Source organism: Acinetobacter sp. LCT-H3 (genome assembly GCF_001866125.1).
In the GTDB taxonomy this organism is placed as follows: Bacteria; Pseudomonadota; Gammaproteobacteria; order Pseudomonadales; family Moraxellaceae; genus Acinetobacter; species Acinetobacter schindleri.
The window spans coordinates 50,449-68,765 of the sequence record NZ_MODX01000016.1 but is presented as its reverse complement, the minus strand read 5'-3'; the positions used below and the strand labels follow the sequence as shown (position 1 = coordinate 68,765).

Here is an 18,317-nt window from a genome sequence, read left to right as displayed (position 1 = left end):
TTTATGAAAGAGGTCTAATGTATAACATGTTAAAAATTGAAAGTCGAATCCAGCGCCCGGAAGTTTGGATAATGGTATCTGTTAGATGAGAAAATCTGAGTTTGATAAATTGAAAAGCCGTGAGGAATGGAGAGATAAGTTTGCAGTTTGGGCAAGCTGGAATAGTAATGGGGAATATCTTGAGTATACTGTTCCAAAAGGTCAGAAACTGTATGGTTGGGAAGGTCCAGCAGCCTCTCAACAGCGAGGTGAGTTTTATTTAAAAGGTGGGGGAATACAAATAGTCTTGGATCCTAAAGATTTGATCCCTTCCGGCTTAAGTAAACGTAAATTAACTGGATGGGGGTATGGTACAGATACAATAATTGGTGATTTTTCAATTGTAGGTGTGCCAGCTTTAGAAACACGATTAGGAGATTATACTTTGGCTCCTCGTTCGGAAAATAAATCAAAATAATATATAAATTCTAGGTTTTTAATATGAATAATAGCGTCCATCCTAAAGAAGTCTATTTATTGGAAAAATTTAGTTCTTTAGATTTTTTTGAAATAATGAGAAATAATTATCATAATTTTTTAACAGGATTAGAGGGATTATTTGAGCTTTATATTCATAATTTGCCTTATGACTTGAGAACCTTACCTTTTTCAGAGCAGGCAGATATTAATTGGGGAGAAACAGTATTGCCAAATCTAAGAAATACAATGGATCGTATTGATATTGCTTATATAAAAATTAAATCAGGCGATTTTATATATCTTGATTGTGCGGCAGAAATTCGATCAAATGATAAAGGTCTTAGTGAATTTTCTTTCTATTGGATGGATAATTTACCTCATAACAAAGTTAAACAATGTTGGGATTATTACTTAATTTCGAAAAAATACGCTTTAATTATTGAAAAAACATATCCAACATATTGGGATAAAGGGTTTCTTAATAATGAGTTTCCAAAGGCAGAAATATTTAATGGAATAAATATAAAGTTGCCAGGTTCTTATCCTATTTATCGTTTAGATTCAAGAAATATAGTTAGATCTAAAGAAAAAATAAATAAAACAGGGGTTTATGTATGCAATGAATATGATAATAAATTGATATTCCTGGCAAGTAGTAAAGAAGATGATAATGGTTTTGCACCTAGATATGCATGTAGAAATAAGGAAACTAGAGAAAAATTATATTTTGAAACATCTTGGACTTTAATAGAAAGAATTTCAGATCAAGGCGGTACAGTAGAATCTATTGTTATAGAAAATTTAAAAGCTTTAGCAGGCCAAAAATGTCCGAAAACAGGCTATTGGTGGAGTCCCGCAAATCAGTCTAATTCACGGTATTTTACAGAGGGAGATATTTTCCCTAAATTAGAAAGTGATTGGGGCGAAACAATTTGGTATTTAGAAGCAACAAATAAAGATTTAATTGGCTAAAATAAAACAATCGTAACTTGTTTAAATCTAAAAATATTTAGGTATTTAAAAGTATCCTATAAAAATAAACCCGCTTTTGAGCGGGTTTATTTTAATTCATATCAAATTACATATTTGGATATGAGAAGCACTGCTTCGCAAGAATTACCCTAACCTAACATTACATGTTAGGGTAATTAGGACCACCCGCACCTTCCGGTGTTACCCAGGTAATGTTCTGAGAAGGATCTTTGATGTCACAGGTCTTGCAGTGCACACAGTTGGCTGCATTGATCTGGAAGCGTTTTGAACCATCATCATTTTCCATGATTTCATATACGCCTGCCGGGCAGTAGCGCTGAGCTGGCTCATCCCATTTTGGCAGGTTCACATTCACTGGAATCGAAGCATCAGTTAGTTTCAAATGCGCAGGCTGGTTTTCTTCATGCACGGTGTTCGATACAAACACTGAAGACAGACGGTCAAAAGTCAGCTTGCCATCCGGTTTTGGATAGTTCGGCTTGAAGTTCACCGCATCAACAGTTTTCAATGTCTTAAAGTCTGGCACCAGGTCATGCAGGGTGAATGGCACTTTAAACACGTTCTGGTCGATAAAGTTGAATGCACCACCCATCCATTGCCCAAACTTATGCATTGCAGGGCCAAAGTTACGCGCGCTATACAGTTCTTCTTTCAACCAGCTGTTGTTGAACTTGTCTGTATAAGCAGTCAACTCTTTTACGAAGAAATCTTCGCCTTCAGTTACACGTGCAACTGCCAGGTCACCGCCTTTCTCTACACCGGCCTTGATTGCTTCAAATACCGCTTCACCGCAGAGCATGCCTGACTTCATCGCAGTATGTGAGCCTTTGATCTTGGCAAAGTTCAGGAAGCCCGCATCATCACCGATTAAAGAACCACCTGGGAAAGTGAATTTTGGTAGTGAGTTAAAGCCACCTTTGGTCACAGCACGTGCACCATAAGAAATACGTTTACCGCCTTCCAGATACTGTTTGATCAGAGGATGGGTTTTCCAGCGCTGCATTTCCATAAATGGATACATATGTGGGTTTTCATAAGAAAGATCCACGATCATGCCCAGTGTCACCTGGTTATTTTCCGCATGGTATAACCACCAGCCACCACTCGAGCCGGTTTCATTCAATGGCCAGCCGGCACCGTGCATCACCAGACCCGGTTTATGTTTCGCCGGATCAATTTCCCACAGCTCTTTAATGCCGATACCGTAATGCTGTGGATCTGCATCTTTGTCCAGGTTGAATTTCTGGATCAGGCGTTTACCTAAGTGGCCACGGCAGCCTTCAGCAAAAATCGTGTATTTCGCGTGCAGCTCGTAACCTGGAGTGAAGTTATGCGTTGGTTCGCCATCTTTACCAATGCCCATGTCACCTGTCTGGATACCTTTGACTGAACCATCTTCATGGTAAAGGATTTCAGAGGCTGCAAAGCCTGGGAAGATCGACACTTCCAGTTCTTCCGCTTTTTGGCCTAACCAGCGCACCACATTGCCCAGTGAGATGACATAGTTGCCATCGTTATGCATGGTTTTAGGCACCATCCAGTGCGGAGCTTCTTGTGATTTTTCATCAGAGAGCAGGAAGAAGGTTTTATCCTCGGTCACTGGTACATTTAAAGGCGCGCCTTCTTCTTTCCAGTTCGGGAACAGCTCGTTCATGGCACGTGGTTCAAGTACAGCACCAGAAAGAATATGAGCACCGACTTCGGAGCCTTTTTCCACGACACAAACGGACAGATCATTCAGGTTGTTTTCAATTGCAAGCTGACGGATTTTGATCGCAGCAGAAAGACCCGCAGGGCCTGCGCCTACGATGACTACGTCAAACTCCATCGATTCACGTTCGATGTGCTCCATGTGGGACTCCTCATATTACATTCGGTGGCAACCATAATCGGATGATCGGGTGCTGCCATGAGTATTTATAATTCCTGGACACAAAAAGATTAGTGTCTTTCATCTTGTGGGCTAGTATAGTTTTAAACCCAGTTTAAGCCAATTGGCTGAAACATATTATTTTTCCGTCATTAAGGTCTTCTACTATGGATAAGTCAGCAGAAACGAATCATCCGACGAAAAAAACAGCCATGAGTCATGATAAAAATTTAACAAATATTGCACAATACATAAAAGATGCACAGGGCAGTCACAAAAGGTCAATACCCCCTTTAGATCAGTGGCAGCCAAAGCATTGTGGCACAATGGATTTGAAGGTTTTAGCCAATGGAGAATGGTGGCACGAAGGTCAATTGATTAAACGCCAAGCCATGATTGACCTGTTCTCAACAGTGCTATGGAAGGAAGATGGCAAATTCTATCTCAAAACCCCAGTTGAGCAGATCGAAATTGAAGTCGAAGATGAGCCCTTATTTGTAGGGCAGGCTGATCAGGTAGAAATTGATGGAAAAAGCTATATTCAGCTGACGACAACGACGCAGGATGTAATCATCGTAGATAAAGAACATCCAATTTTCATGCGTACTTTTGGTGATGAACAGCGCCCTTATGTGCATGTGCGTTTTGGCATTAATGCATTGATTCAGCGAGCTGCCTTTTTACATCTGGTAGAAATGGGTGAGCTCGTCGAAAATTCTGAAGGTGACACGGTATTAAGCTTGAAAAGTGGTGATTTAGACTTGCATTTAGGCACCTGAGGTTTAAGCTTTGTGCCATGTCTGTCCATTTGAGCAAACAGCCCCTGTATGAGCGCCATTTATCCGATTCCGTCTACACTCGATCCCATTATTGATGTTACTGCAGATGCACCCATTGGGATTTTTGATTCAGGAATCGGGGGCCTCTCTGTTGCACTGGAAATTGCGCGTCATTTACCGAATGAGCGTTTCGTCTATTATGCCGATACTGCCAATGTGCCTTATGGTCCGCGTGAGGATCAGGACATTCGTGAGCTCACCGCGCAGGCAATTGAATGGTTATATCGCAAGGGCTGCAAGGCTGCTGTCGTGGCATGTAATACTGCTTCAGCTTTTAGTCTGGATTATTTGCGTACGCATTATGGCGAGCGTTTTCCAATTATCGGTCTGGTACCGGCTTTGAAGCCGGCAGTTTTGGCGACCCATTCCAAAACTGTGGCCGTGCTTGCCACACCAGCAACCTTTCGCGGTCAGCTGATCAAAGAAGTCATGACCCGTTTTGCCGAGCCCGCAGGGGTAAATGTGATTCCAGTTACCTGTCTGGATCTGGTGTCTTTTGTCGAGGCTGGCGAGCAGATGAGTCCCGCGTGTCTAGCGACATTAACCAAGATTTTACAACCAGTTGTAGATCAGGGTGCAGACTATTTAGTACTTGGATGTACACATTACCCCTTCCTAAAATCGTCAATTCAGTATATTTTTGGTCATAAAATGACATTGATTGACTCTGGATTGGCAGTTGCAAGACAAACCGCCCGTATTTTGATCAAAAATGAGTTATTATTTGAAGGCGAGCGTAAAGAAAGTGTAAGAATCGAAATTTTTGTCAGTGGTCAAAATGCTGAACAAGTTCAACCGATTATACAGCACCTGATGCCGGATGATATTCAATGGTCTGTAAGTAATATATAAGCTGAGTTTTAAGTCAGTGAATTACATTATTTTAAAATTTGATATTTTTAAGTGGGGCACGCATATGCAACAGCTCATGGAAATCGAGGTGAACTGTGCATATTCGCGGTAGTTGGAGAGGGTTTGGAATGCTGGATAAACGTTATCAGGTCTTTATATCCACATCTGGTTCGGAAATGCAGCCAGAGCGTATCATCTTGTCGCAAACGCTGGTGGGTATGGGATTCTTCTCCTGGGGGCTGGAACAGCGTAATCCACTCAGTACTGCCTTTGCTCGCCGTCAAATTGATGACTGTGACTATGTGGTAATCCTGCTGGGAAGCCAGTATGGTGAACAGTCCGTTTCTGGCGTTGGCTATATGCACCTTGAATATATCTATGCAGTAACCAAGCAGAAACCGATTATTGTATTTATGCATGATGACCCTGCCTCTCGTGAGCCGTCCCTGCATGATGCCAAAGCGGAATTGCGTGAAAAATTCAATGACTTCCGAAAACTGCTACAAAATGAAGTCGATCAGGTCTTTACCTATCGTAGCCTGCGTGATCTGGAAATGGCAGTTCGCCTGAACATGCCCCAGATGCTAGAACGCTATCCGGTGACTGGCTGGGTACGTCCCCAAAATGCCCAAGCCCTGCATGATGAAATTGATCAGCTCAAGGCGCGTATTGCCCAAATGGAAGCAGAAGCAGGCAAGCGTGAGCCTGATCCATTCCTGAGCTTGCCTAAAGTGTCTATGCATGAAATTTTTTCTTTTGAATATCGCATGCATGCCTATCAGGATGGTAACTTTAAAGAGCTCAAAATTCAGAAAAAACTGACTTGGGCTGAGCTTCTGGCAATTCTTGGATCTACTTTTGTCAATCCAACACCAGAAGAATTCTTCTCTAAGCGCCTGAATGAATATTTAAATGAAACCGGTCTGGAAGATGCACGTATAGAAATGCCACGTGCTCATGCCGTGGCACGTGCACAGATGAACATTCGTGCCTTGCATAGCCTGAAGATGCAGATGCGACAAAATGACTGGATTGTACCGACTGGCCGTGATGACCGTCAGCGTTTACTATGGCAGATCACGGCTAAAGCCCAGAAACTGATAGAAAGTAATTTACTGGATAAAGATCGGGTTTTTCAATATAAGTCAGTATATTAATCCATATTATAAATTTATTGAAAACTGTTAAAGTACAGGGGTTGACCCCTCAAGACGGATGATCTGAATGTTTGCTAAACCGAAAGTCACCATTATCCTGGCAAATCTCGGTACCCCTGATGCTCCTACCGTTCCCGCAGTACGAACTTTTCTGCAGCAGTTCCTGTCCGATCAGCGTGTCATTGAAATCCCCAAACCGCTCTGGCAGATCATTTTACGTCTGTTTATTTTACCTTTCCGTCCTAAACGGGTTGCGCAGGCTTATGCACAAGTATGGGCTAAAGATTCACCCATGCGTGAAATCCTGCTGCAACAGGTTGAAGCAGTCAGAGCAGAATTGACTCAGCGTTATCCGCAATTCGAGCTGAATGTGGTGCCCGCCATGACTTATGGCAATCCGAACATTCAGACTGTTCTTAGCCAGATCAGCGCACAACCTCAGGATCACGTGATCCTGTTGCCCTTATTCCCGCAGTATTCAGCCACTTCCACTGCGCCGCTGTACGATGCAGTCGCGAGATGGGTACTGACTCAGCGTAATCTTCCGGGTTTATCACTGATTCGTGATTATTATCAGCATCCGCTGTTTATTCAGGCATTGGCACAGAGTGTGCGTGACTATCAGGCGATTCATGGCAAGCCAGAAAAGCTGTTAATGTCGTTTCATGGTATTCCACAGCCTTATGCCGATAAAGGCGATCCCTATGCTGACCGTTGCCGTATCACCGGGAAACTGGTGGCTAAAGCTTTAGGGTTATCTGAAGATCAGTATGCGATTAGCTTCCAGTCACGTTTTGGCAAGCAGGAATGGGTTAAGCCTTATACCGATGCCTTGATTGAAGAGTGGGGCAAGCAGGGTGTGAAATCGATTCAGGTCATGAGTCCGGCTTTCTCGGCAGATTGCCTGGAAACCCTAGAAGAACTGGCAATGGAAAATGCGGATACCTTCAAAGCTAATGGTGGTGAACGCTATAGCTATATTCCGGCATTGAATAGCCGCGAAGATCATTTGCAATTGCTCAATTCATTGCTACAGGCTAATCTTGATGCATTGACTCATACTCTCGCTCACTAATTTTTTGAGGTTTTAAAGCCTATGCTCCAAGTCAAAATTGTTCCTGTAACTGCCTTTCAGCAAAACTGTTCCATTTTATGGGATACAGACAGCAAAGAAGCAGTTTTGATTGATGCTGGAGGTGAGCCGGAAAAACTGAGAGCAGAAGTCGAAGCGCTTGGTCTGACGGTCAAAGCATTATGGCTGACCCATGGTCATTTAGACCATGCTGGAGCGGTGGGTGCTTTGAAAAAAGCCTGGAATGTGCCGGTGATTGGTCCACATAAGGATGATGCGTTCTGGCTGGAGATGATTCAGGAAGTCTCTGCTCGTTATGGCTTCCCGATTCCGGAAAAGGTAGAAGTGACTGAATGGCTGGAAGGCGGTGAAGTACTGAAACTGGGGAACGAAGAATTTGAAGTCCGCTTTGCACCGGGTCATACTCCAGGTCATGTCATGTTTTATAACCGCAATCATGGTTTGCTGTGGACGGGGGATGTGCTGTTTAAGGGTTCGATTGGTCGTACTGACTTCCCACGTGGCAATCATCAGCAATTACTGGATTCAATTCAACGTGAATGCTTTAGCCTGCCTGAGGAAACTCAGTTTATCTCAGGGCATGGTCCAATGAGCACGATTGGTTTTGAAAAGCAGCATAATCCTTTTGTCGCAGGTAAAGCAGGTTAAGCGCTTAATGTAAACGTAGTAGTTATCTAAAAAATGAAAAAGGAATCGATTCTAGATTCCTTTTTTATTTGAGTGGGTTAATGGGTTATACAGATTACATATTAAGCGAAAGGGTCATTTTGTAGTTTATGTACCTGAAGTTTAATAATCCAAAAAGCCAGTGCAATGAGTATACCAATGCTAATAAAAAAATAATCATGGCGCATGATACCCGTGCCAATACTGAGACAGCATAGTAGAACAAACAAGAACATGACAGTCTTGAGTATAATTACTAACATTTATAAATCCCCAAAAAGATAAGTCATTGACATTCTTTATAAATTTTTATGTTTTCCTACTTGTTTAAAGTGAAAATTACTTTATTATCAACTATATAGAATGTTTTTACAGTTTAACATTTGACCGAAAATAAATTCAAGATAAATACTGACCTTAGTTTAATAAAACTTATAAGTAATTCTTCTTTGAGCTAGAATTTTTAACAGACTGTGCAAATATTTTGGTTTTTACTTCAAGCGAAAGGATCATGTTGCAGTTGCCGGATTTGCAGTCTTAATATCACGATGGCCAGAACCAGCAGGATACCAATCAAGATAAAGATATAGTCCTGTTTCCAGAGCCCAAGGCCAATACTGGTGCAGCATAGCAGGATCAAAAACAGCATAAAAATTTTAAGCAGGAGGATAAACATCGGCATGTCCTCTTTTTTTGTTATTTTATTGGAATAGTTATTTAAATTTTATTTTATTAATCAATAATATATTGTTTCTAGGCTAGTCTAGCACCAAATGAAAAAGGAATTCAATCCGAATTCCTTTCCTCTGGTCAGTCTCATTTAAAACTGGTCTTCTTCACGGCCTCCATCAGCTTGCGGAGCATCTTGAGTCGGCAGCTTATAGTCTTCATTGGCCCAGGCACCCAAATCAATCATCTTGCAGCGTTCGGAACAAAAGGGACGAAACGCATTGTCTTCCCACGTAGTCAGTGCACCACAACGTGGGCATTTCAGGGTCGTTGGCATGGACAAATACTCCACAAAAAATTGGATTCAATTAGGCAAACATAGCCGCACTTGTTAGACTTATGCGGTTTTCATTAGTTTGATCTGATTATGCCAATTCGTCAATTTCAAGCGCAGCGTATGCATGCCCCTCGTGATTTTCAAAGCATCAGCCCTGAACCGATTTGTGTCGAAATTGGTGCAGGCAAGGGCAAGCATGCCTTGTTATTTACCCGGACACATCCAGAGCACAAACTGATTGCAATTGAACGGACCCGTGAAAAATTTCTGGCCATGCAAAAGCAGCATGAATTGGAAGGCCAGCCAAATTTAAAAACCGTACATGCTGATGCTCTGCCATGGGTGGTACATGCACTGTATCCTGGCCAGGTAGAGCAGTTCTTTGTCCTGTATCCAAACCCGGAGCCACATAACCCGGCACAGCGTTGGGCCAATATGCCGTTCTTTGAATTTTTGCTATCACGGCTGAAAACAGGTGGTTCGATTACGTTGGCAAGTAATATTCCGGAATATATCGATGAAGCTGAACAGCAGATGAAAGAGCTATGGAACCTGCCCTATGACAAGCAGATCATTGCATCCGATTCGGCCCGTACCCATTTTGAGATCAAGTATCTGGAACGTGGTGAACTGTGTCAGCAGCTCATTATTACGAAACCTGAGGGTTATACCACCCGCTTTGATGATTTCCAGCCTCTGCAGGGGCAAAATGTTGCGCCTGTGGAATAAGCCATGAGTAAACGCATTGCGATTGTTGGTGCTGGCCCGGCAGGGCTGATGGCAGCAGAAGTGCTGAGCCAGCAGCATTATGACGTACATGTCTATGAGCAGAAGCCTTCAGCTGCACGCAAATTTCTGATGGCAGGCAAGACCGGCCTGAATATCTCGCATGCTGAACCGGTGGAACAGTTTATCCAGCGGTATGATCAGGCTGAATGGCTAGCGCCGTGGGTAAAACGCTGGGATGCTGCCTGGATCCAAGAGTGGATGCAAGATTTGGGTATTGAACCTTATATTGGTTCTTCTGGACGGGTGTTTCCAACCGAAATGAAGGCCGCTCCACTGCTACGTGCCTGGTTAAAACGTCTGGCCGAGCAGGGGGTACAGTTTCATTACCGCCATCAGGTGACACAGTTAAAACAGAATCAATTGGAGCTGTTAGACCTGCAAACTGATGAGCCACGAACAGAACTCTTTGATACGATTATCCTCGCCTGTGGCGCGGTATCCTGGTCAAAGCTTGGTAGTGATGGTCAATGGCAAGCATGGCTACAGACAGAAGAAATTGAGCCTTTTCAGGCCAGTAATGCCGGAGTGGAGTATCTATGGTCCAGGTTTATGCAGCCCATCTTTGGTCAGCCACTGAAACGGGTTGCAGCCTGGGTGGAAGACAGTGACAAGACTATGGGTGATATCGTCATCAGTCATTATGGTCTTGAAAGTGGCTTGATCTATAAACAGGGGCGTGGTTTGCGTGAACAGGTAAAACGTGGTCAGCCCATGCAACTGTATCTTGACCTGTTTCCCGATCAAAACGCAGCGCAACTGGCGAATAAACTGCAACCAAGCAAGAAGCAGTCTTTAAGCAATGTCTGGCGCAAGGCAGGACTGGAAGGCGCTAAAGCTGCACTGGTGCGAGAGCTGGTGCCTAAAAATATCTGGCAGGATGCTGAACATCTGGCACAGCAAATTAAACAGTTGATGGTTCCTCTTCAGGGATTCCGTCCAATTGAAGAGGCAATTAGCTGCGCAGGTGGGGTAAAACGTGATGTGCTGACGGAACATTTGCAACTTAAATCCAATCCCTATGTATTCCTATGTGGAGAAATGCTGGACTGGGATGCGCCCACCGGTGGTTATCTGTTGACTGCCTGTATGGCAACCGGTCGTGCAGCGGGTAAAGGTGTCGCGGCTTATCTGTCTGATTCTGCTTGAAGCGAAGATATTTTAGACATTCACAGTCAGTAATTTTTTAGGCTATATTGGGCGAAAATCATTCACAAGGAGGTTTGCTGATATGTCGACTCAAGATCATTATGCCGGTAGCTGTCTCTGCGGTGGAATCCAGTATGAAGTTCGTGGATCGCTGGGTGATATTATTCAATGTCACTGCCGCCGTTGCCGCAAAGCTACCGGAACTGCCTTTGCCACCAATAGTCCGATTGCCAAAGCGGATTTTCGTCTGCTGCAAGGACAGCAACTGCTAAAGTCATTCACTACCACGACCGGCGTGAGTCGAAATTTCTGTAGCGAATGTGGTTCTCCGATTTATAGCGTGAAAGCAGATCTACCGGATGTTTATCGTCTGCGTATTGGCAGTCTGGATACACCGATTGAGCAGAAACCGACTTGCCATTTCTATGTCGGTTCTAAAGCTGAGTGGGAGGACATTCACGATACCTTAGCGCAATATCATGAACGTCCTTAACAAAAAGCAGATCAGTCTTACTGGGCTTTAGCCTGAGTTTCTGCATACTGGTTACGCCAGTGTTCCAGCTGTTCCTGAGCATGCAGATATTGTCCCAAACCTTTTACATTTTCCTTGGCATCATGCTGGATCGCTTTATCTGAAGAGGTTGTGCCCAGCAGTTTTTGCTGTTGTTCCCAGTATTGATAAATTAGCCCCTGAATATAACGGCCCTGTTCAGTTTTCAGTTCCAGACTTTTTAATAAAGTCAGTGCAGACTGGATATGGTCGCGCTGACGTTGCTGCATAAATTCTTCAGTCAGATTGCCTTCCTTACGCATACGCTCAGTTTCTACTTCGATATCCTCATTTAAGGATTGTAGGCGCTGCTCAAAGTCATCCAGTACGGCAATATCATGTTGATCATCCGCTGTTTGCGGAAAATCTTTCACCGGTTGTGTTTTCAGTTCCTTCATCACTTCTTCAGCTGCTTCATTTTGCTGAGTCGCTTCCTGTTTCGGCGCATCTTTCTGATTACACGCCACCAGCAACAGGGTGGATGTAAGCAAGGTGATTCGGCTGAGATTCTGAATATTTAGCATTGTTTTGTCCTGTTAAAGTTTTATCAAGGCGTTAGAATTTTCTGAAAGATATAGACATGGGTAATATAGGGGAAGTCAATCTGTTCCTCAGGCTGCTTGCCAGTATGTTCTCGTATTATCTGTTCAAACTGAGATTTGAGCTGCTGCTGTGCATCATCAGACTGGGCGGCGATAAAGCTGGTCGAGAGCAAACGTTTGGACACCACCTGTTCGACGGTTCCAGAATGGAACTGCTGCAAAGTCGTTTCTGCTACCGGGCGAAACAGCTGCTGATCCTGAAATACATCGCGCCACTGACCACTATGGTAGCGTGGCGTATCGCCTTCCATGGGGAGAATAAATTCTGCCAGAGTTTTGACCCAGTCGACATTAACATCACGCTGGTTCCAGATCAGGACCAGATAGCCCTGATCTTTAAGAATCCGATGAATTTCCTTAAGACTGTCGAAATTAGCGAACCAGTGAAAAGATTGTGCACAAAATACAGCATCCATCGAGGCATTTTCCAGCGGCAGGGCGTCACTCATCGCCTGCAGGGTCGGAATATCTGGATGAACCCGCTTAAGTTGCGTTAACATCTCCGCGACAGGATCAACCGCCAGAATATGCGAACTGAGTAATTTCAGCTGGGGCAGGAATTTACCGGTACCGCTACCCAAATCAAGTAATTGGGCATGATGGGGTAAGCCAAGCTGCTGTTGCAACCAGGGTACTAATGCTTCAGGATAACTTGGGCGCACCTGCTGATAGCGCTCAGCAGCGCTACTAAAACCTTGTTGTGCAGCAGGATGTAATGATTGTGTCATATTTTGCGCTTTTTAATCTTGGTCTTCGCTATAAAATAGCATATTCATTTTTGCATCGTTTTGCGCCATTGAATTTGTAATGGAAGCGTTCGTTTTACAGGCATGGGAAAGTTATGGAAAAACAAATCGTCTTTGAAGATGAGCACATTCGCGCAATCTTTATGCCGGGTTCATCTTCAGAACTGATCTTCTCCTTTGGGGATCTGATTACCCGTGCCAAGGGAACCACCATCAATGCAGAGAAGTCGCTGCAAAAGTTTGAATTCAATGTGCTCGGGATTATGCCCAAGGATAAATCCTGGTTTCCACAAGCGTCTATGCAGGCCATGCTGGACGCGATTGCTGAACTGATTGCACCATTTGAGCAGCGTATTGCCTATGGCGGTTCAATGGGCGGCTATGCGGCAATTAAATATTCTAATGCTCTGGACGTACAGCGCGCCGTAGCCATGGTGCCGCAATACTCAATTGATCCGGAAGATGTGAAAGACGCCCGCTATAACATGTTCTATCAGCCGGAACTGAATGGCGAGATGCGCATTACTAAGGCAGATGTCAGTGAGGATCGTGAATACATTATTATTTATGATCCGCACTATGCACAGGACCGTGCGCATTATCATAAGCTCAGAGAAGTCCTGCCGCCACATCACGTATTGCATCTGGCCTTTACCAATCACGATGCGATTGCCGTGTTGGCAAGCTCCGAACTAGTGAATGATTTCCTGCTGCATGAATTTGATGCCAGCTATTTTTATCAGAAGATGCGCCGGGTCAAAAAGAACAGCAAGTTTTATTACCGTAAGGTGATTGAAAACCTGTTGCCACGGCATCGGATGGCCTTGGGCCGTATCCTGAAAAATAATGACCTGCAACTCGATTCACAGTTTTTTGATGCCAATCAGAAGCAGACCATTTTGCGTGAGTTACTCAGCAATAAACAGGTGGATCAGCATGATCTGATGAAACTCGGCATTCAGGTCAACCTGCCGCAGGAAAACCGTCAGATCCTGCTGGATATCTATGGGCATGGTCTGGTGTTCAATGTCATCAGTAACAAGATTGAAAGCTATGCTGATCAGGCGATTGCGCTGAACCATAAATTCCTGATTCCAATTTATGCGCGCGGCAACGGCTTGTTGACCATCAGCTTGAATGACGAACGTTATCTCGTCGTCATGAATGACCGTCATATGATGAAGCTGGTCAAGGAACAGGAACCGCTTTCGGTCGGAATGCACCCAATTCTGATGAAACGTTATACAGATTTCTATATGTTCAGTTATAAGGAATTAAGTCTCAAAACTGATGAATACGGTGCAGCGGCATTTGTTGATGACAGTGACAAAAATACGCACTTTGTGACACGCAGTGAAGCGAATTAACTTGAAATATCACTTAAAAACAATGGCTTGACTTATTGTTTTGCTGGCATAAGATATAGTTATGCGGTATGGATTTTTCATCACCGCACGCGATCGTTTTCGTGAGAAGGGGGTATATCTTATGCAATCTACACAGTTCGCCACCATATTTTTAATGCTAACTTTGGGCCTGCCCAATCTCGCATTCGCCAAAGACAGCGTACACCCGACCATTATTTTCCTGAGTGCAACTATCGTATTTTTGATGATTCTGACCGTTTATATTGTTTATAAAATTCGTCATTCTGTGCGTAACCATCTGGATAAACCACTCGATTAAACAAGGCAGGATAAAGTCTAAAAAACGGTTGAAAACCCTGTATGACTTGTTTTAAATGACAGGATAAATTGTCTAACAGGATTGAGGGTCAGGCCATGAAAGCCGTATATTTGGATTATGCTTCTCTAGATCAACAGGATCTCGACTTTCAGGTACTGCATGGCGTATTTGACGAGTTAACCTTATATCCTGCTACTTCTGTGGCTGAACTTTTGCCACGCGTGCAAGATGTCGACGTCATCATCACCAATAAAGTCATGGTAAATGCCGAAACCATTCAGCAATGCCCTCAACTGAAACTGATTTTAATCTCTGCGACTGGTACCAATAATGTTGACCTGGCCGCAGCTAAAGCACGCAATATTGTCGTGTGTAACTGCCAAGCCTATGGCACTTCCGCTGTCGCCCAACATACCCTCATGTTAATGCTGAATCTGGCGACGTCTTTCCTGCCTTATCAGCAAAAATTACAACAAGGCGAATGGCAAAAGGCGACGCAATTCTGTTTGCTGGATGCACCGATTGTAGAACTGTCTGGTAAGACTCTCGGCATTGTGGGTTATGGCGAACTGGGTAAGGCTGTCGCTAAATTGGCAGAAGCGTTTGGTATGAATGTGATAATAGGTTCATTACCTAACCGTCCGGGGGATGCCTCACGTGTACCATTTGCGGAGTTATTGCCACAGGTTGATTTCCTGAGTTTGCATTGCCCACTGACTGAAGATACCCGCAACCTGATCAGCCATGCCGAGCTGGAAGCTATGAAATCAAGTGCCTTCCTGATTAACTGTGCGCGTGGCGGTATTGTTGATGAAGCGGCTCTGGCACAGGCATTATGTGCAGGCAAAATCGCGGGTGCTGCCACCGATGTACTCACGGTAGAGCCACCGAAAGAGGGCAATATTCTACTCGATCCAAGCATTCCGAATTTGATCGTTACACCGCATAATGCCTGGGGCAGTGTGGATGCCCGCCAGCGCATCGTGGATCAGATGGTGGAAAATGTTAAAGCCTTTCAGGCAGGCCAGCCGATTCGCCAGGTGAATTAAAACTTGTCCATAACAAAAAAAATGCTGATCGAATTTGATCAGCATTTTTTTTGTTTTCTGGGCTAATGTATTTAGACCATAATTTAGAAAATTCGTCTTGTACAAGTTGGGAATTTGGATTGAAGACTATTTCCTGATAAATACGTTTGGACTCAGGTGTATTCTTATCAAGGAATTGACCATAAGAAGTTCGATAGTCGGTTTCAAATATGTAAATTAAGTGATTTTTGTGAAAATAAGCAGTGCGATAGCTATAAATAGTTTCGCCATAGAGACCAATCGTTAACTTGCACATACCTGGTAATTGATAGAGATTTGCCTCATTACCTTCAGTAGATTTAAATTCATCTTCCTCCAGATATCCAATGTGCTGAATTTTTTTACCTTCAGATTTATGAGTATACCGATTTGAAGTAGAAAGGCTTGGGACAGGGGATAATTCATTATGGACTTCGGTAGGAGAAGTAACCCTTTTACCAGAAACCAGTAAAACGATATACAGGATTGAAACACCAAATAGAATACCGACTATAAAGCTGAGGAGCACCTTTTTCATTTTTATTTTTCTCATTATTTTAACTAAGTATAAAGAAAGTTTTGAATATCTTCATGCTCAAAAAAAGCCCATAAAGGGCTTTTTTTAATATCCTATTTTTTAGAGATCATCCACTGCATAACTGGTTGCACCACCTGATCTGGATGGTGGCGGTGGTGTAATGGTTTGCGTTGCTGTTGAAGACTGGCTTAAAGGCTGCTGCTCAATTGGGACTTGCTGTTGCTGATTACCGCGCCAGACATCTTTGGTCTGCTGGATTTTCTGACCGGTTTGCTGAGCCACTTGCGTTGCGCCTTGGTCTACTTTTTCAATGGTGGTGGCTGCGGTGGATTTGGTATTGTCCCAGGCACGATCCACACCCGGCTTGATCTTGGCAATGCCTTTTTCTGCTGCTGCACCCACTTTTTCAGCGGTATTGATTACACCTTGTTGGGTTTTATAAGCAAATACATGCAGCAGATTGGGATTATCACCATAAGGAACAATCGGTTTTGCATCTTGCTGCGTTTCACTGGCTTGAACAGTCTGGATAAAAATAGGCGCACACATTAATAATGCGGTGCTGAGGATCTTGGTTTTTTTCATCGTCGTTTTTTTCAGAGTCATAAGGGATCGACCTCGCAGATTGGGATAACGGTCTTGATTCTGTTTTCAGTGTAATGGACGGCAATGTAAAAACAATGAATATTCTGTGTGATTCACTTAAATGATCTGAGAAAAAGGGAGTAAAGCTGGCTGATCTCAAGAATAAGCAGAGAATAAATTTGATAGGAAAATTATTTGAAAGAGAAGCTGCCCCATATTTGATGTAAATACAGGGCGGAGTAATTAGTTACACTGTTCAATCGCTTCTTTGGCAAAGTGGTTACGTAGTGCCAGGAAGTTCTTTTGAGCGGTTTCGCTGTGCAGGTCAAATTTCTGTGCAGTACTAGTGTTGTCGCGCTGGAAAGTTGCTGAGCCAGCATCAATCAGAGTCAAACCTTTAAATGACCATTGTTCAATTACGCGGCTGCTTTCAAGCTGACCTCTAAATTCGATCACGCATTTGTCCATGAATTTGGTCAGTTTTGCGCTGTTGTTCGTCGTTTCAGGATAAACCTCAAGATTCTGTACTTCCTGTAATACGCCGAGTTGAAGTTGTGGAACAGTCGGTTGAGATGTACACGCTGAAAGGGCAATACCCGCAAGACCAGTCAAAATAAGAGCTTTAAATTTCATATGATTCTTTCTTGTTGAGTGTTGTTAGGTTGAGTATAGGGAATCAGTTGGAAAATGACTATAGCTCAGTGATTAACGATTCCAATCCTGCGTGCGAATACGGCCAGTTTGATAATAAATTGAGACTAATTCAATAAAATTTTTAAAGTCGGAATTTTCATTTAAAATTCGATTTATTGATTGCCAATCCACTTCGGGTCTCCGGCGAGCAGGAAGCAAAATTTCGCTTTCAGTAGGATTTTCAGGAATTAAAATTATTACACCAATTCCATGAAGCGCGGAAAGCATCCGAAGTTCTTCTTCAACTTCATTGGTAGAAATTGAGGTCGCAACTAAATATCCTTCATTTGCCCAACTAGAATTACTTACTGCTTGGAAAAAACTACTTCTAATATTTGAATTATTTAGTTCTTTTTTTACCTCGAATGACCAAAGTCGAACATTTTGTCCAGAACTATGCTTTACACAAGTTTTAACTAGATCATTCCATTTATTATCTAGTGCTTGCATTGCTACAATATCTGGATGTAGCCATTGATTACCATTTTGTCCTCTAGTATTTGATGATCTTTTTTCATCAATTCTTAATGTAAGCAAATTAAGTTCTTGAGATAGATATTCTATCAATACAGGATATAAGTCGTATTCTGAAAATATTTTTTCTTGAATTGGTGGAGGATTATTGTCTTCTGCATCAATAATTAATGAATTATGGAAGTCAATTCCTGTTATTGGTGAAAGATTTGAAGGTGGTTCATACCAATATTGGCGTGGACTTGGTTTTTCTTGATATTTTACACAAGGATTATTTTGAATTAAGTCTGGGAAAATACTATATAACTCTCGAATAACTTGTTGTTTAAAAGCACCCTCATTGTTTTCAAATTTAATATTATTTCTTTTCTCAATATAATCTTGAGGATATGTAGCAATTAATTTATCAGCAATAAATCTAGCTGTAAATTTTTGGTTAGGATTAGATTTTAAAAATTCTAATGCTTTTTGTGCTTGTGATAATTTCATACTATTGAGAAAAATAA

General features: G+C 42.8%; 22 protein-coding genes. 13 read left to right on the top strand and 9 right to left on the bottom strand.

The window, feature by feature from the left end:
- Positions 1-85 precede the first annotated feature (85 nt).
- Both BK820_RS09790 and BK820_RS09785 read left to right on the top strand, forming a co-directional pair.
- A complete protein-coding gene (locus BK820_RS09790; protein WP_071320799.1) occupies positions 86-457 on the top strand; it encodes a hypothetical protein in 372 nt (123 codons plus the stop codon).
- A gap of 23 nt (positions 458-480) precedes the next feature.
- Entirely contained in the window at positions 481-1,431 is a 951-nt protein-coding gene (locus BK820_RS09785) for a hypothetical protein (protein ID WP_071320798.1), read from the top strand.
- Positions 1,432-1,591: 160 nt separating this feature from the next.
- Here the strand turns inward: BK820_RS09785 and BK820_RS09780 are convergent, their stop codons facing one another.
- Entirely contained in the window at positions 1,592-3,304 is a 1,713-nt protein-coding gene (locus BK820_RS09780; protein WP_004890452.1) for an electron transfer flavoprotein-ubiquinone oxidoreductase, read from the bottom strand.
- Positions 3,305-3,489: 185 nt separating this feature from the next.
- Between BK820_RS09780 and BK820_RS09775 the strand changes: the two genes are divergently transcribed.
- From BK820_RS09775 to BK820_RS09755, 5 genes are all read left to right on the top strand, one after another.
- Complete coding sequence (locus BK820_RS09775; RefSeq protein WP_071320797.1) at positions 3,490-4,101, top strand: DUF1285 domain-containing protein; 612 nt, start codon at positions 3,490-3,492, stop codon at positions 4,099-4,101.
- Positions 4,102-4,149: 48 nt separating this feature from the next.
- Complete coding sequence (murI, locus tag BK820_RS09770; RefSeq protein ID WP_071320796.1) at positions 4,150-5,013, top strand: glutamate racemase; 864 nt, start codon at positions 4,150-4,152, stop codon at positions 5,011-5,013.
- A 128-nt stretch (positions 5,014-5,141) separates the two neighbouring features.
- Complete coding sequence (locus BK820_RS09765) at positions 5,142-6,170, top strand: DUF4062 domain-containing protein (protein ID WP_004813438.1); 1,029 nt, start codon at positions 5,142-5,144, stop codon at positions 6,168-6,170.
- A 67-nt stretch (positions 6,171-6,237) separates the two neighbouring features.
- Positions 6,238-7,245 (top strand): ferrochelatase, encoded by a 1,008-nt coding sequence (hemH, locus tag BK820_RS09760; protein ID WP_008303933.1) that lies wholly within the window; start codon positions 6,238-6,240, stop codon positions 7,243-7,245.
- A gap of 21 nt (positions 7,246-7,266) precedes the next feature.
- A complete protein-coding gene (locus tag BK820_RS09755) occupies positions 7,267-7,911 on the top strand; it encodes an MBL fold metallo-hydrolase (RefSeq protein ID WP_071320795.1) in 645 nt (214 codons plus the stop codon).
- A gap of 514 nt (positions 7,912-8,425) precedes the next feature.
- On the opposite strand, the gene BK820_RS09745 is transcribed toward BK820_RS09755, so the two are convergent.
- Together BK820_RS09745 and BK820_RS09740 are read right to left on the bottom strand one after the other, a co-directional pair.
- Positions 8,426-8,605 carry a hypothetical protein gene (locus BK820_RS09745; protein ID WP_005220781.1) on the bottom strand — a complete coding sequence of 60 codons (180 nt, stop codon included), beginning with the start codon at positions 8,603-8,605 and terminating at the stop codon, positions 8,426-8,428.
- Between the two features lie 144 nt (positions 8,606-8,749).
- The gene (locus BK820_RS09740) at positions 8,750-8,935 is read right to left on the bottom strand and encodes a DNA gyrase inhibitor YacG (RefSeq protein WP_004813427.1); all 186 of its coding nucleotides are present in this window, start codon (positions 8,933-8,935) and stop codon (positions 8,750-8,752) included.
- 84 nt (positions 8,936-9,019) lie between these two features.
- Between BK820_RS09740 and BK820_RS09735 the strand changes: the two genes are divergently transcribed.
- From BK820_RS09735 to BK820_RS09725, 3 genes are all read left to right on the top strand, one after another.
- Positions 9,020-9,664, top strand: coding sequence for a class I SAM-dependent methyltransferase (locus BK820_RS09735; protein WP_171058630.1), 645 nt, complete (start codon positions 9,020-9,022; stop codon positions 9,662-9,664).
- Between the two features lie 3 nt (positions 9,665-9,667).
- Complete coding sequence (locus BK820_RS09730) at positions 9,668-10,870, top strand: TIGR03862 family flavoprotein (protein ID WP_071320794.1); 1,203 nt, start codon at positions 9,668-9,670, stop codon at positions 10,868-10,870.
- Between the two features lie 82 nt (positions 10,871-10,952).
- Entirely contained in the window at positions 10,953-11,363 is a 411-nt protein-coding gene (locus tag BK820_RS09725) for a GFA family protein (protein WP_004813421.1), read from the top strand.
- Positions 11,364-11,380: 17 nt separating this feature from the next.
- Here BK820_RS09725 and BK820_RS09720 read toward each other — a convergent pair whose 3' ends face one another.
- Entirely contained in the window at positions 11,381-11,944 is a 564-nt protein-coding gene (locus BK820_RS09720; protein WP_071320793.1) for a hypothetical protein, read from the bottom strand.
- 23 nt (positions 11,945-11,967) lie between these two features.
- Positions 11,968-12,750, bottom strand: a complete 783-nt coding sequence (locus tag BK820_RS09715) for a class I SAM-dependent methyltransferase (RefSeq protein WP_071320792.1) — start codon at positions 12,748-12,750, stop codon at positions 11,968-11,970.
- A 113-nt stretch (positions 12,751-12,863) separates the two neighbouring features.
- On the opposite strand from BK820_RS09715, the gene BK820_RS09710 reads away from it, so the two are divergent.
- The 3 genes from BK820_RS09710 (at position 12,864) to BK820_RS09700 (ending at position 15,503) form a co-directional block, all read left to right on the top strand.
- A complete protein-coding gene (locus BK820_RS09710; RefSeq protein WP_004813415.1) occupies positions 12,864-14,135 on the top strand; it encodes a hypothetical protein in 1,272 nt (423 codons plus the stop codon).
- Positions 14,136-14,256: 121 nt separating this feature from the next.
- Positions 14,257-14,454, top strand: coding sequence for a hypothetical protein (locus BK820_RS09705; RefSeq protein ID WP_004813413.1), 198 nt, complete (start codon positions 14,257-14,259; stop codon positions 14,452-14,454).
- A gap of 95 nt (positions 14,455-14,549) precedes the next feature.
- The gene (locus BK820_RS09700; protein ID WP_071320791.1) at positions 14,550-15,503 is read left to right on the top strand and encodes a 2-hydroxyacid dehydrogenase; all 954 of its coding nucleotides are present in this window, start codon (positions 14,550-14,552) and stop codon (positions 15,501-15,503) included.
- Here the strand turns inward: BK820_RS09700 and BK820_RS09695 are convergent.
- The 4 genes from BK820_RS09695 to BK820_RS09680 all read right to left on the bottom strand — a co-directional run bounded on the left by BK820_RS09695 (position 15,460) and on the right by BK820_RS09680 (position 18,300).
- Positions 15,460-16,059: a hypothetical protein gene (locus BK820_RS09695; RefSeq protein ID WP_071320790.1), complete on the bottom strand. Its 600-nt coding sequence runs from the start codon at positions 16,057-16,059 to the stop codon at positions 15,460-15,462. The two genes, BK820_RS09700 and BK820_RS09695, sit on opposite strands and share 44 nt — an antisense overlap.
- Before the next feature lie 99 nt (positions 16,060-16,158).
- Entirely contained in the window at positions 16,159-16,665 is a 507-nt protein-coding gene (locus tag BK820_RS09690) for a hypothetical protein (protein ID WP_071320789.1), read from the bottom strand.
- A gap of 222 nt (positions 16,666-16,887) precedes the next feature.
- Entirely contained in the window at positions 16,888-17,277 is a 390-nt protein-coding gene (locus BK820_RS09685; RefSeq protein ID WP_004813407.1) for a hypothetical protein, read from the bottom strand.
- A 72-nt stretch (positions 17,278-17,349) separates the two neighbouring features.
- Entirely contained in the window at positions 17,350-18,300 is a 951-nt protein-coding gene (locus BK820_RS09680; RefSeq protein ID WP_071320788.1) for a COG2958 family protein, read from the bottom strand.
- Positions 18,301-18,317: the final 17 nt, after the last annotated feature.

Coding starts and splice junctions, on each gene's coding strand:
- BK820_RS09790 (WP_071320799.1), top strand. CDS start 86: ATGAGAAAATCTGAGTTTGATAAATTGAAAAGCCGTGAGGAATGGAGA.
- BK820_RS09785 (WP_071320798.1), top strand. CDS start 481: ATGAATAATAGCGTCCATCCTAAAGAAGTCTATTTATTGGAAAAATTT.
- BK820_RS09780 (WP_004890452.1), bottom strand. CDS start 3,304: ATGGAGCACATCGAACGTGAATCGATGGAGTTTGACGTAGTCATCGTA.
- BK820_RS09775 (WP_071320797.1), top strand. CDS start 3,490: ATGGATAAGTCAGCAGAAACGAATCATCCGACGAAAAAAACAGCCATG.
- murI (WP_071320796.1), top strand. CDS start 4,150: ATGAGCGCCATTTATCCGATTCCGTCTACACTCGATCCCATTATTGAT.
- BK820_RS09765 (WP_004813438.1), top strand. CDS start 5,142: ATGCTGGATAAACGTTATCAGGTCTTTATATCCACATCTGGTTCGGAA.
- hemH (WP_008303933.1), top strand. CDS start 6,238: ATGTTTGCTAAACCGAAAGTCACCATTATCCTGGCAAATCTCGGTACC.
- BK820_RS09755 (WP_071320795.1), top strand. CDS start 7,267: ATGCTCCAAGTCAAAATTGTTCCTGTAACTGCCTTTCAGCAAAACTGT.
- BK820_RS09745 (WP_005220781.1), bottom strand. CDS start 8,605: ATGTTTATCCTCCTGCTTAAAATTTTTATGCTGTTTTTGATCCTGCTA.
- BK820_RS09740 (WP_004813427.1), bottom strand. CDS start 8,935: ATGCCAACGACCCTGAAATGCCCACGTTGTGGTGCACTGACTACGTGG.
- BK820_RS09730 (WP_071320794.1), top strand. CDS start 9,668: ATGAGTAAACGCATTGCGATTGTTGGTGCTGGCCCGGCAGGGCTGATG.
- BK820_RS09725 (WP_004813421.1), top strand. CDS start 10,953: ATGTCGACTCAAGATCATTATGCCGGTAGCTGTCTCTGCGGTGGAATC.
- BK820_RS09720 (WP_071320793.1), bottom strand. CDS start 11,944: ATGCTAAATATTCAGAATCTCAGCCGAATCACCTTGCTTACATCCACC.
- BK820_RS09715 (WP_071320792.1), bottom strand. CDS start 12,750: ATGACACAATCATTACATCCTGCTGCACAACAAGGTTTTAGTAGCGCT.
- BK820_RS09710 (WP_004813415.1), top strand. CDS start 12,864: ATGGAAAAACAAATCGTCTTTGAAGATGAGCACATTCGCGCAATCTTT.
- BK820_RS09705 (WP_004813413.1), top strand. CDS start 14,257: ATGCAATCTACACAGTTCGCCACCATATTTTTAATGCTAACTTTGGGC.
- BK820_RS09700 (WP_071320791.1), top strand. CDS start 14,550: ATGAAAGCCGTATATTTGGATTATGCTTCTCTAGATCAACAGGATCTC.
- BK820_RS09695 (WP_071320790.1), bottom strand. CDS start 16,059: ATGAAAAAGGTGCTCCTCAGCTTTATAGTCGGTATTCTATTTGGTGTT.
- BK820_RS09690 (WP_071320789.1), bottom strand. CDS start 16,665: ATGACTCTGAAAAAAACGACGATGAAAAAAACCAAGATCCTCAGCACC.
- BK820_RS09685 (WP_004813407.1), bottom strand. CDS start 17,277: ATGAAATTTAAAGCTCTTATTTTGACTGGTCTTGCGGGTATTGCCCTT.
- BK820_RS09680 (WP_071320788.1), bottom strand. CDS start 18,300: ATGAAATTATCACAAGCACAAAAAGCATTAGAATTTTTAAAATCTAAT.